This window comes from Mycobacterium sp. TKK-01-0059, from assembly GCF_000709305.1.
Lineage (GTDB): Bacteria > Actinomycetota > Actinomycetes > Mycobacteriales > Mycobacteriaceae > Mycobacterium > Mycobacterium intracellulare.
In genome coordinates, this window is the sequence record NZ_KL446997.1 from 1 (window position 1) to 12,759 (window position 12,759).

General features: G+C 65.9%; 8 protein-coding genes. 1 reads left to right on the forward strand and 7 read right to left on the reverse strand.

The features are described 5' to 3' along the window. Positions 1-840: 840 nt before the first annotated feature. The 3 genes from K883_RS26295 to K883_RS25080 form a co-directional block, all read right to left on the reverse strand. Positions 841-1,611, reverse strand: coding sequence for a hypothetical protein (locus K883_RS26295; RefSeq protein ID WP_156035665.1), 771 nt, complete (start codon positions 1,609-1,611; stop codon positions 841-843). Positions 1,612-1,651: 40 nt separating this feature from the next. Continuing rightward, entirely contained in the window at positions 1,652-2,320 is a 669-nt protein-coding gene (locus K883_RS28450; protein ID WP_255358968.1) for a DUF3846 domain-containing protein, read from the reverse strand. Positions 2,321-2,671: 351 nt separating this feature from the next. Continuing rightward, entirely contained in the window at positions 2,672-3,496 is an 825-nt protein-coding gene (locus tag K883_RS25080) for a zincin-like metallopeptidase domain-containing protein (protein ID WP_036456229.1), read from the reverse strand. Between the two features lie 674 nt (positions 3,497-4,170). On the opposite strand from K883_RS25080, the gene K883_RS25085 reads away from it, so the two are divergent. Beyond that, positions 4,171-4,875: a hypothetical protein gene (locus tag K883_RS25085; protein ID WP_036456230.1), complete on the forward strand. Its 705-nt coding sequence runs from the start codon at positions 4,171-4,173 to the stop codon at positions 4,873-4,875. 148 nt (positions 4,876-5,023) lie between these two features. Here the strand turns inward: K883_RS25085 and K883_RS25090 are convergent, their stop codons facing one another. The 4 genes from K883_RS25090 to K883_RS25105 form a co-directional block, all read right to left on the reverse strand. Further along, positions 5,024-9,766 carry a methyltransferase domain-containing protein gene (locus K883_RS25090; protein WP_036456232.1) on the reverse strand — a complete coding sequence of 1,581 codons (4,743 nt, stop codon included), beginning with the start codon at positions 9,764-9,766 and terminating at the stop codon, positions 5,024-5,026. 450 nt (positions 9,767-10,216) lie between these two features. Beyond that, complete coding sequence (locus K883_RS25095; protein WP_036456234.1) at positions 10,217-10,873, reverse strand: hypothetical protein; 657 nt, start codon at positions 10,871-10,873, stop codon at positions 10,217-10,219. A 132-nt stretch (positions 10,874-11,005) separates the two neighbouring features. Next, entirely contained in the window at positions 11,006-11,248 is a 243-nt protein-coding gene (locus tag K883_RS25100) for a hypothetical protein (RefSeq protein ID WP_051701231.1), read from the reverse strand. 193 nt (positions 11,249-11,441) lie between these two features. Further along, positions 11,442-12,758 carry an AAA family ATPase gene (locus K883_RS25105; protein ID WP_036456236.1) on the reverse strand — a complete coding sequence of 439 codons (1,317 nt, stop codon included), beginning with the start codon at positions 12,756-12,758 and terminating at the stop codon, positions 11,442-11,444. Position 12,759: the final 1 nt, after the last annotated feature.

A 12,759-nucleotide genomic window follows, 5' to 3' on the forward strand; every position in this document is an offset into this window, starting at 1 on the left:
CCGTCTGTCCCCGCGAGCCGGCTGCGCCGGCTCCCATGCCCGGGCGGGCAGGCCCGCCCGACGAGTTACCCTGTGCGCCAACCGCTTACGCGGTTGTCTTGGATTACGTTGCTGCGGTTGGTGTTTCGGTGTCCGCACCGCTGACGCGGTGCCGTGGTGGTGACGTTGTGCTCTATTGTGCTGTTCGGCATTGCGCTGCAACCGCTTTCGCGGTTGGCGCCACCGCTGACGCGGATTGCCTTGCTGTTCAACGCCATACCGCCATACTACAGGTTCTTTCCGAATCACGCTGCTTTCCAACACTTTCCACGCGATCAACTTTTCGGTACCGCGCGCCGGGCGGGAAGGGGGATATGACGGTGCCCCGCAGGCGGGGTCCTGCGGGGCACCGGGTTAGCGTGGCACGCTGACGTGCGCCACGGGGGTTAGCGGCGCCCATACACCCTGCGCAGGGAGGCCACCGCACGCCCGGTCCTGGCGGCGCTGGCGACGCACCGCGCGCTGGTGATCGCGCTTATCGGTCGGCAACCGCCACGACCCCGTCCAGGCCGTCACCCCCGCCGTCTTGGACACCTCAGCCATGGTCATCACTCCCCTCTTCGAGAACCCCAGGCCCACCCCACCGGCGTGCCCAACACCACAGACCCTACCGGCGACCACCGACACCACTGAACACCCCAACAGCCCTCCCCCAGCGCCATCACCCGCCGCTGCCGGGTCCGCCAATCCACCCACACCAGCGTCACGAAGCCGCACGGCTGACCCTTCACCGTTGCCCTCCCCCTTGCGTGACCACGCCACCATCGACGCGCAGCAAGCACGCAGGCCCGTGCCACGGGCTCACCGGCCGCAGGCGCAGACCCCCAATGGGAGCTGTCGTGCTGTCGCGGCGAAGTCGTCACGCTCGGCGATCTCCCCGTTGATCATCGCCAGCGCTTGGTCGATAACCTCGGCCAAGGCCAGCCGCGCCTCCGATGCTTGCGCCGCTAACACGCGGCGAGGGCGGGCGACATACACCGACACAGCGAGCCACCGCTGGCCGATATTGGCCATTTCGACGTGCAGGTTGAAAACGACATCGATCCCGTCGAGCACTCCCTGGCTGTCGTACGCCGGATCTATGTCCAAGCTCAGCCAACGCACGTCAGCACCCGCTGCTAGCCCTTGCACTTGTAGCCAGCTCGCCCCGGACGGGTCGCTTTGGAAGACCTGCAGCAACAGCTCGTGCAACGTGTACTCCGCTTCGCACTCGCCGGCCAGCCGTGCCAACGTGTCGGCGATCTCGGCGCGGTTCGCCTCGCGGGCCCACCACTGCTGATACAGGCTAGGGTCGCGTGATACCACCAGCGGAGCGACCAATGCCTCCGCGCGTGGTGATTCGGCGACGTCTACGCCATGGCTTTCCCCGCGGGGCGACCCCAGCCATTCCTCGAGCACCTCGACGAGGGATGCCGCCCGGTCATGGATCGTCTCGCGCACATCGAAGTTGTGCTCGTCGTGGTAGCGGTAGGCAGATTCGCTGTAATCGCTCAGATCGCAATTAGTAGGGCAATTTTGGTCGCACTCATGCATGACGTGGATGTCGTCGAACGAGGCCCGCAGCGCCGCCACAGCGGCGACCACAGCTGCCGGTGGGGTCGGTGCGCTCATCTCAGCCCCACTCATTGCTCAGCCCCACAAGCTCGGGACGCTCAGGGGCTTCCAGCACGGTCACGGTGTACAGGGCATCGACGTTTCGGCCAATGCCATGGCCGTCGCCCGTGTACTCCCGCAGCTGCTCCCACAGATGCTCGAGGTCTTCGAAGGGCTCCACTTGAACCTTCTCGACCTGTTCGGACTCGTGGCCGTCGCTGTAGGTGTTCTCCACCTTGATCTTCAAATGAACTGCCGCACTCAGCTCCTCGTCCTTCGGTGAAGCGAACGTGTCGGCAAACACAGCCGACGACATCTCGGCCAAATGCTCCAGTCTGGCTAGCTGGTCCTCGTCGAGCGGGGCGGCACTCTCGCCCGTCAAACGAGTGATCACTGCCGTGCCAAACACCGGTTGCCATCGCCCGTAGCGGATCGCAATCATGGTCGCCACGACATTCAGTACCTCAGCCACCGCCTCGCGGTCATCGAGGTCCACCCCCAGGAGCGCCTCATCGTCGACCCACATATCGAGCCGATCATCAAGGGAGATCACGTCATACAACGCGCATCCGATTTGTTCGCGAAACAGCGCCCCCGCCCCTCCGCGCTCATCCAGGACGAACGGCACCCGCGTCACCGTCCGATCAAGGCCCACCTTCAGCACCACCGGTGCATTGCCAGCAGTCACAGCACTCCCCTTTCCGGGAAACTTGGCCCTGCCCCAACGGCTTGGCCAACACCTCGAACGTTACCGCACCCCACCGACAAGGCCGCCCGTCACCAACCACCATTGACAGCAACCGACCGACCAGAAAAAAGAAGAAGACCACCAAAAAAAACGCGCGCGTCGCAGGCACTCCCACCACCGTCACCCCACCCTTGCCGGGTGGGGTGACGGTGGCCCGGCGGCACCAGACACCACACCCGGCGAGTGAGCCGGTCGCCAGGCGGGCACTGGGTCGCGGGCCGGACCGGCGCGCCAGCGCCGGAGGGAAGTTGTTGGGGACTTTCTCCGGCGCGCGCTGCGCGCCCCGCGGCTCTACGAGGCCTCCTCCTCGTCCTCGACGATCTCGGCCAAGGTTCGGCCGGCCCTCAAGATCTTGTCCGTGGCGGTGAATACCGCGCGGATGTGGTTGTCGGTGACCCGCTCGTCACCCAGCCAATGCTGGATGTAGGCGCGCGACTCCTCCGGCGCCCACGCGGTCAACTCGAGTTCGTGGGCCAGCAGGTAGGCCACCGACTCCGCTCCGAACTCGCACACCCCGCGGCTGCACGGGCTTTCCTCGTCCGCCGAATCCGTTGTGTGCCCGAGCATCACGTGTCCCATCTCATGAAACAGGGTTTTCATCGGGAACTTTGCGACGGGGCTGACCGCCACGTTGCGCCCGAAGCTGTATCCCTGGCAGTTGCCGTCGATCAGCGCGTACGGCACCTGCGTGATGTCCAGGGCCGCCAGTGCACGCTGTGCGTCCCACGCGGGCAGCTCGGGCCACGTGACGTCTGGCCCGACCGTGTTGCTGTAAGGGAACGTGGATCGATTCAGCTTGAAGCGCATCACGACGACGACCTTTTCGCCCGTCTCCTCGTCGGTCTTGCGGATCGGCCGCGGATGCAGCACCGCCCGGCCGCCGCCCTTGACCGGGATCCGGCCCAGCGCCTTCCACACGCTAAACGGTGCGCACGGCTCACTGACACCCTGCGACCACAGCAGGATCTGATTCTGCAGGGAGTACTGGTAGAACCGGCAATACGTGTCCCCCAGCCGGCCCGGCATCGTCATCGCCTGTTCGAGCATGGCTCGCCAGTCGACCTCGCCGTCCTGGTTGATGGCCGGAGCAACCCGCTCGATCGTGTATGCAGTCATGGCCTTCCCCTTCCGGGAGTTCGGGGCCCGCCCAACTGGCTTGCCCTACACCGAGAACACTACCCACGCCCACCGACAACTTGCCGCCGCCGAACACGATAAGCCCCCTTATCGCCCACCGCTCTTGTCCGACTACGCCCGGCTCGGATGTGCTGGCAGCCAACGCATCACGCGCAGAAGAGCCGTCACCGACCCGCACGCATTCACCCGCGAACATGACCTATGGAGCCGCGGCCGGCCGCCCACACCCGTCGTGCGCCGACGACCTCGCCGAGGCCCGCACGCTCGGCCACGCCAGCGCGGCCGCGGCTGCGCTGCGGGCCGCCACCACGCCGCCCGCACCGCCTGGCACGCGTTCTGCGACCTGCTCGACGAGATCGACCGCACCGGCCGGCCCTGCACCTCCTGCCCCTCCTCCTCGTTGTCGAGATTGCTGCTGCTGCCTGCTGCTGACGATCGCCGCGCAGCTCCCTAACCCTTGCCCCACCCCGTGCCGGGCGGGGCGACCCGTCAGCAGCCCAGGTCAGTCTGATTCTGCGGGCTGTACTGGTAAAACGGCAATAGGTGTCGTCCAGGCGCCCCGGCATCGTCATCGAACACAGTAATGACTAATATCAGCCGACTCGGTTCGCAGCATCCGTCCAAAACGCGGTTTGATGCTCGATACTGCTCATATGTCGGTTATCGACGAAGGTTTCGAGGTTTTGTGGCGGTATCCGTTCGGGATGGATGAGACCCCAAAGTGGGCCATGCCTTGGCTTCCTCCCGGCCCGGTGGCGCAACAAGCGCTGGCGGTTCTACCTTTTCCACTTCGAGCGTGTCAGACCGGGACCTACTTCGACCCAGATGATTGTTACGAGGAGCGGCCCGCACGTGAGATGAAGGCCGTGGAGAAGGCCATCCGCGATCTCGGCGAGCGGCTCGAATGGCGACTAGAGCGAGTCTGGGCACTGGATGAAGAGTCTTCGCCAGAGGATGCAGCGGCATACGAAAAAGCCACCAAGTGCATCAGCGGGCAATACGTGAACCCACGTTGCCTAGACGACTATGTCCAACACGCTTGGGACCTCGCGGAGACGGTTGGCTTGGATGAAGAAGACCCAGATCCGAAGCTGAAACCCGGCCCTGAAACGGCTGAGGTGTATCGCGCTGCACTAGATTGGGCACAAGCCGGCGTTGTCGTACTGCAGCAAAGTCTTCCCTGGCCCTTCACTGAAGTACCCCCCTGGGTCATCAACGACAACCGACCGGCGCATCGGGCGCTGTTCACCTACGCATGGCTCCTGGCCGTGCGCTCGAAACGTCAAGCGAAGCCTTGGTTTCGGGCAATGCTGTACATGAACCCAATCGATAACATGGGTGTCAGAGACTTCCTGTGATCGATAGCGTCATCATCAGCCGAGTGCGCCCCGGGCGTGGCGTCCCTCTCCCTACACCTGTACCAGGTTGGGAGGAGTGCTGGGCCGGCGCAAGGCCGGGAGCGGCCCCCACCGGCGCACGCAGGCCGCTCCCGTCGACGTTGCGCTACTACGCTGCGGCGGGGCGGTTCTCTTCCCTCAGCGCGTCGTCGATCGCATTGTTGACCTCGGCGAGCTCGGCGCGCGCAGTGATGAGCTCAGCCGGCTCTCCGACCCCAGTAGCAGCCGCGGCGTCGCGGGCGTCCTGGGCGCGCCGCTGCGACTCGTCGATGCGCGCGCGGGTCGCTACGGTCTCGCGATCCACACCGGCTACCCACGCCCCCACCATCGCCTCCGCCCACGCCTGGACCGCCTCCGCCCCGCGCCGGCGCACCTTGCCCGGCAACGGCTCGGCCCACAGCACGCGGTAATCGAAGACCAGCTCCAACCGTTGGCCTGGGTCGGTGTCGACGGTGCGCACCGACATCCGCGCATCGCGCCACTCGGCCCGGTATCGCGAGCGGAATTCCGCCGGGTCACGGACCAGGCAGGCGTCCGTGGCGACCCGCGTCAAGTCGACATCACGCATCCCGTCGCGCTGCTCAGCGAAGGCCTGCAAGCGCTGCACTCGGGCCGCGGCGGCCTCAGCGGCGGTGTTTGCGGTCGCGGCCTGGTGCAGCAGCGTCCGCACGTTTTGCTGGACGGTCACGTGCGCCAGCCGCAGCGCCCGTACGCGTGACTCCAACTCGTGTTGGCGCAGTAAGAGCTCGTTGCCCGCCGCGGCGGCCTTGAGTTCCCCGATGGTCAAGGTCTCATCGCCGATGTCCTCGATTTCGCGGGCCTGCCCGTCCATCCGATACAGCTGGGCGAAGCCGCGAGCCTTCCGTTCCACGGTGCCGAACATGAAGGCGTCGAATGTCTGCCTTGCGACGTGGTAGTGGATGTTCGCGATGTCGTGTTCGTTGCCGTTGCGCTGGATGCGGCCGTTGCGTTGCTCCCATGCCGCCGGTGTCCACGTCGGATCCACCTGGTGCAGTGAGTACATACGCTTCTGGAGGTTGGTTCCGATACCGACCTTAGGTGTAGAGCCCAAGAGCACCGCGACCCGGCCATCACGGCAGGCTGCGAATAGGGCCTCGCGCGCCTTGGCCGTAGTCGCTTCGTGCACGAAACGGATCTTCTCGGCCGGCACGCCGCGGGCGATCAGTGCAGCCCGGATCCGCCCGTAGCTCTGCGCGTCCCCCTTCTTTGGCGTGCCCATGTCGCACATCACCAACTGAAATGCGCCTGGCGTCGCCGCGCCCGAATATGTCAAATCCCTTGTGCTGTGGTAGACCTCGGCGACGGCCGCGGCCACGCCATCGAGTTTGGGTGCATCCTCTGCGATCCCGACCAGGTTCGGATCCAGTGCGACCTTGCGCCCGTCACCGCAGATGAGCAGCATGTTGTCCGTGCGCGCCGAGGGCATGCGAGCCCGCAGGGCATCGGCCCGAGCGACCAGGTCGGCCATGAATTCGCGCTGTGCGTCCGTCGGTTCGGACAAGTGAGTATGGTTCTGCACCTGCGGCCGCTGCAAACCGACACCGTCAGCCCGCACCATGGACATGAACTCTGAGAGCATGGTACGCAGTTCCGGGACGTTTTGAATGGTGCCCGGCCGGCGCCGCGACCGAAATCCCGACCCGTCTGGACTGGTCTCGATCAGCACCTTGTACCGGACGAACTGAGCCGCCCACGCGTCAAAATGCCCTAATCCGGTGCGCGCCAACTGTTCTGGCGCAAGCATGCTCTGCCACACATAACCCTCAGCGAGGGTGTTGGTGAACGGCGTTCCTGTTAGTAGGCACGCATGCGGCCGCTCCGGGTTGGCCCGACGCAACAGAGACACCTTCAAGAACAAATCGAGAGCCCGCTTCGAGGATCCGAGGCTAAACCCATCGGCGCGGGTGGTCACGGGCAGCCGGCGGAACTTGTCGGCCTCGTCGACTATCAGGTAGTCGATTCCCAGGCTTTTGAACGTGATCGCCTTCGGGTCGTTGATCGCCGAACGCAGCTTCTCGAGTCGCCCCTGCAGGGAGCGCACGGCCGCAGCGATCCGCTTGCCGGTGTATCCCTCTGTGCGCGCGTAGCTTTCGAGTTCACTTAGCTGGTCCTCTAACCACGCCCGCTCCGCATGCACCGGAATCGGCAGCGAAGAGAACGTTTCGTGAGTCATGATCACCAGATCCCAGTCCCCAGTAGCGCAGCGTGCCACGAACCGGCGGCGAGCATCGCCGTGGAGGTCCTCGCGGGTCACGATCAGAAATCGGCCCGCCGGCCACGCCTGGTAGCACTGCCGGGTTACCTGCTCGATCAAGTGCAAAGGAACGATCAGCGCAGGCCGGTTCGCTAACCCGAATTGACGTAACGTCATCGCCAACGTGATTGCCGTGAGCGTCTTTCCAAGGCCTACTTCATGGGCGCAGAACACCGCGGGCGTCGACAAGGCTCTGTCGACGAAGTCACGTTGCCACTGCCACAACGAGATTCCGTCAGCCAGACCGGGGAACGTGAGGTGTGAGCCGTCGTGATTGCGCAGTACGTGCGCGTTCATGGTCTGGTTGTATTGCTCGACGATGCGCCGCTCCCGTTCGGCGTTCTCCCACACCCACAACGAAAATCGGCCTTGGATCGCCGCCAGCTTTTGTTCGGCGGCCTCGGTGGCGTCGGCGTTGCGGATCTTGCGCCGGGTGTGTGTCCGCTGGTCGTAGAACTCATCCCACACGACCGGCGCCGCTCCGTTGAGGCCGATCTGCAGCAACTCGACGGCGGTCATGCGCTCGGTGCAGTACGCGATCCGCGCCTCTGGCGAGATCTGGGCGCGGGCGCTCACCTCCCACGCCGCCAGCGGCGCCACGTGCTCGACGCCGGCTCGCGTCCCGAACACCTCGCTGCAGAAGTCGGCGACATCGCCGGCGCTGACCCACGGTGAGCCCAATTCAATCCGGATGTCGTCACGCCCCAGCCAGGGAGGCTGCACCGCTTCAAGGGCGGCTACATTGCGCTCGAAGCGCGGATCCATCGCCGCGGCCGTCAGGGCCTCGCGCAGCTTCGCCCGGACGTCACCGCACAGATAGTTGCGTGCGATGAGCGCTCTACCGTCGCGGGGATCCCGGAACACCAACGCGCCCAGCGCGTCGAATGCCTCTTGAGGATCGGTCAGCCCTAGCAGGCCGGCCACGCGATCGAGGTCCAGGCCGCGGCCTTCCCCCAGGCTGATCGCCAACGCCTCGCCGGGCGTACCGGCACTGGTGGCCGCCACCGGTCGCTTGTTGACCCGCCGCAGCAGAATTGGGGCCGGCGCCGCCTCACCACTGTCTTGATCGAAGGCCTCCAGCGCGAACACGATCGGCGCATCGGGATCCCCACGGAAGCCACCAAGGGGCGGGGTGCGCCAGCCCAGTCGCGGCAATCCCGTCTCCGGATCCGGCTTGCCTTCGGTCAAGGTGCCCCGGTTCAGCGCCCCATACCGCTCGACGTATTCCTGGTAGGCCTGCCGGCACGTCACCCGTAGCGGCTCCACCGCGTGATCCGGCGTGTCCCAGTCCGCCTCGGCTTCCACCAGCGCCACCGCGGCGTCACGCAACCCGATGAGCGTGCGCAATTCAGCGCTCGGACGAGCCACCACCGCGAGCGCACCGCCGGCGACCCGCACCACCTGCCCGTCCACGACATGCAAGGAGCCCTCTTTGCGTCCCTGGTCGTCGGTCAGCCTCACGTCTTCCAGATCAGCCGGCGCCCCGTCATCGTCGGTGTACGGCACCAACAGCGGGGTCACTGCAGCGAATGCGGCCGCCACCGCTGCAGAGGGATCGGCGGCGCGCACCGCCAGCGGCGAACGGTCGAAGCCGGTCACCTTCATCTCGCCGGCCACCAGCTCGGGATGCAGCTCCCAGAAGGAGCTCACCCACTCACGGCAGTAGCGCCCGCGCACCGTCGATTCCACCGCCACGCGGGTCGCCCCAGACCGCGGCTGCTGCCACCCGTGCACGTTGCTGTCACCATCACGCACCCGCAAGATCAGGACGTCGGCAACGACGTCGGTACCCGACTGCCGGAAGTACCCCGAGGGCAACCGCACCGCAGCGATCAGCTCGGCCTGCTCAGCAATCGTCGTCGATAGTCCGTGCGCCGCGTCCAGCTCGTGGCGTGAGGTCACCACCACCACGTATCCCCCCGGCCGCACCGCCGCCACGGCGCGCGTCACGAAGTACTGATGCAGTGGCCCGTAGAACCCAATCGCGCTGTCGTGCACACGAGCCGACGAAAACGGCACATTGCCCACGGCGGCATCGAACCGCTTATGCGGCAACGAAACCTTTTGCAAGTCACCGGTAATGATGGTCGCGCCCGGATGCAACAGGCGGGCGATTTCCGCCGAAATCGGGTCCGCTTCAACACCGGTCAGACGGATCGGCAAGTCAGTCGGCGCGTGCTTGAGGAACGCACCCGATCCGCAGCCTAAGTCCAGCACCGATCCGCCGGCGAAACCCGCCGCACACAGCACACCCCAGATATGAGTCACCAGCTCGTCTGGGCTGAAGAACGAGGTGTCCACAACACGTGCTGCCTTGGCCATCGCCTCCCCCGCGACGTCGTCGAGCTCGTCGGCCAGTTCCGCCCAGGGTCCAGCTGGCTCTGCGTCGAACAACGCCGCCACTGGCCCCCAGCCGGGGAACGCCGCGAGGCTCGCCCGTTGCCGCTCATCGAGGGCTGCCAGCGGCTCGGACTCCAGCTGAGCAACGGTCCGCGCTGCCGCCAGTGCGCGGCGCGCCAACACCGGCCCCGTGCTGTTCCCCGCTGCCTCAGATTGCGAGATCTCCACCGTCGTCATAACCGCCTCCCCTTTCGCGGGAGTTACGGGCCCGCCCACTTGGCGTGCCCTCTCGAAAGCCACCGTACAAGACCCCACCGACACCAGGCGTCACCGCGCCCACACCACCAGCCCCCACCATCAACAAGAAGAAGAAGAAATGTCGATATGCAACGAAGATTGACAAGACACGCCTAGCTACTTTGACAGGGCCAGGGCGTGTCGCAGGAGTTTGTCAATCTTCGTTGCATTGCCTTTCACTCTGATAGAGACCGTGTTTCGACTCAAGAGAGGCTCAGACACGCCGTTGTTAAACAATCAGCGCCAGTTGTTAATGTTCGCTGCACAACGACAAGAAAAGTGGGTGCTGCGAACCTGTTTCGACCACCACCCCACTCCTGTGGGGGATGACACGGTCGACGCATAGTGGTGGCCGACCGTGTCACGGGCCGGCCACCACTATGCGGGGCGCTAGCTCTCCTCGACGTCCACTACGTCGTGCTCCTGGATCGCGTCTGCCAACAGCGGACCGCGCAGCTCCGCGATCGCTTGCTGCACCATTTGATCGGTCACCTCCCCCGCAGCCGCGTCGGCGCTGTGGGACGACACAGGGATGCGAAGCCGGATGGTTGCGTCCACCTCACACACCCACTCCCGCAACCGCGGCCGCAAGCCCTGAGACAGCATGAACCGGTCAAACCGTTCGCACAGGTCGTTATCGTTGGCGTACTCGTGCGCTGCGTCGACGATGCGCTCCAGCCGCGCCTGATGCTCGGTGAGCGCCAAGCGTGCCGCCTGCGCCTCCCCTCGAGCCCGCCGAGCTGCCCAGAACGCGCCGGCGAGCGCCGAGGCCCACGCTGGCATCTCTTCCTCCGCCGGCACCGGATCACCGGACACCTGAACCTCCGACACCGCGCCGGCCACCACCACCGCGCAACCGTCGAGCCCTACGACCGCACACTGGCGCTCCGCGTCACCCACCGCGGAGCCCTCGATTACCAACCACCCTGGCACCGGTCCACCGACTAGCGGCGCGAACACCACCGCGCCCGACTCGACGCCGGCCGCCAGCGCCTCCGCCACCGACCGCGACACCGCGGCTACCGAACCCTCAACGACAGCAGTCACTGCTTTCCCCTTTCCCTGGGAATCGTGGGCCAGTCCGAATGACCAGCCCCACAACTGCGATTTTACCGCCAAACACCGACACCCATACGACGAAATCAAAACGCGCAGCAACTATTTCGGAACCACCACGGCTTACCAGCCGTCCTGGTCCCAGACCTCACCCGCGTAATAGGGGTCCCAATCAGCCGGCGCCATCGCCGGATACCGCCGGTTGATGTCATCCATCACCGGCTGAAGCCGGGCGGCATACGCCTCATAGTGGTGATCGCACCGGTAATAGGCATCCCCACTCCCAGAGAGCGTCGAGCGCGCGAAGACCTCGCCCTCGCAGCCGTCCGGCCCATCCAAGCATTCACCGTCGCCATAAACCGCCATGATGTTCCCCTTCCGAAACAAGTGAGCCCGCCCCAACGGCTTGCCCCAACACCAGTGACACTACCGTCGCTCACCGAGACAATAAGGAGAAGAAAGAAGAAGAAGACAAGAAGACCCGTTCCGCCTCAACAGGTATCGAACCCCTACCCGACCCCGTGCCGGGTGGGGTTCGAGGGGTTTGCCAGCCGCCGGGTCATAGGGCGGCCAGCACTGCCCGCGCGTGAGCGGCCTGCGGATCGTGGGCGGCGGCGTCCAACACTGGCGCGGTGGCCGGGTCGGTGAGGATGGTCAGGTGCGCCCGGTGACGGCTCAGGGTCACGCACATGCGTCCCGCGTCAAGGGCGAACGATTCCGCGCTGCGATACCCCGCCATCGGGTGCAAGGCCACAACGGCGGGCCTCTCTAGGCCTTGCAGCGCGTTGACGGTGCCGACCAGTACATCGGGCATGTCGGCCAGCAGTGCCCGCACCGCACCGGCTTGGGCGACGTGCGGCACGACCACTGCAATGTCGCGGGCGGTCAACGCCTCGCACACACCGCCGCGCCGGTAGTCATGCCAGGTCAGTTCACGCACCCGCTCAGCCAAGGCGGTCAGCAGCGCCGGGTCCGTCGGCCCATTCAGCGCTTCCGTTGGACGACTGACGATTTCAGGCAGCACCGTGCCGTCCGGTGCGATCACGACCTCATCAGGACGGCGCGACGTGAACGGCATCTGCGGGTAGAAATGCTGGGACAACAGCGCGCAGGTCTGCGGTCCCAGTCGCCAGGAGTTCGTCAGTTCGTGCATGGTGATGGCATCGCCGTGTGCGGCCAGCAGCGCAGCCGGGGCGGGTTGGTGTGGCCCGGTGGCTTGGCCTTCCCACTTCTCGGTCGAGCCGGTCACCACGGGTGCCACCTGGCCAGGATCGCCAACGCAAATCACTTGCCGCGCAAGGCTTCCCAGCGCGCCGAGGTCGGCATAGGTGCATTGCCAGGCCTCGTCAACCAAGAGTACATCAGCTCCGGCCACGTTGGGATCGACGTAGAGCCAGCGAGCGGCGGTGCCGATCAGAATTTCCCCGCCGGTCGAGTGTTCCCATCGCACACTGCGGCCCGCGACCGTGCGAATGCCGTCCACCATCACCGGCTTCTTACCAGCCCCCGACACGATCAGGGAAGCGCGGTCGCTGACGGCGGCGATGCGCCGAGCCAGCTCGGCGGCTTGCTCGCGGGTCTGTGCAGCCACCGCCACACGCAGCGCCACGCGGTGAGCCAGTGCACCGGCCAGCAGCGCCACCAGGCGGCTCTTGCCCGCGCCGGGGCAAGCCGGAACGCAGGCCGCAGCATCCCCGCCCCACGCCGCCAGCAGCACCCGCGCCAGCATCGGCGTGTCCAGCAGGTCACGTCCCGGCCAGTCCTCGGTGATCGGCGCAGCGGTAGGCAGCGCCGGGGCCACCGTCGCCGGTGCCCCAGCAGGCGCGTTAGCGGTCGCGGGGGCAGAGGCGGTGAATCGCTTAGGCAGCGTACGCATC

Excerpts from the sequence above, each read along its gene's own strand:
- K883_RS25080 (WP_036456229.1), bottom strand. The coding sequence starts at position 3,496 with ATGACTGCATACACGATCGAGCGGGTTGCTCCGGCCATCAACCAGGAC.
- K883_RS25085 (WP_036456230.1), top strand. The coding sequence starts at position 4,171 with ATGTCGGTTATCGACGAAGGTTTCGAGGTTTTGTGGCGGTATCCGTTC.
- K883_RS25090 (WP_036456232.1), bottom strand. The coding sequence starts at position 9,766 with ATGACGACGGTGGAGATCTCGCAATCTGAGGCAGCGGGGAACAGCACG.
- K883_RS25100 (WP_051701231.1), bottom strand. The coding sequence starts at position 11,248 with ATGGCGGTTTATGGCGACGGTGAATGCTTGGATGGGCCGGACGGCTGC.
- K883_RS25105 (WP_036456236.1), bottom strand. The coding sequence starts at position 12,758 with ATGCGTACGCTGCCTAAGCGATTCACCGCCTCTGCCCCCGCGACCGCT.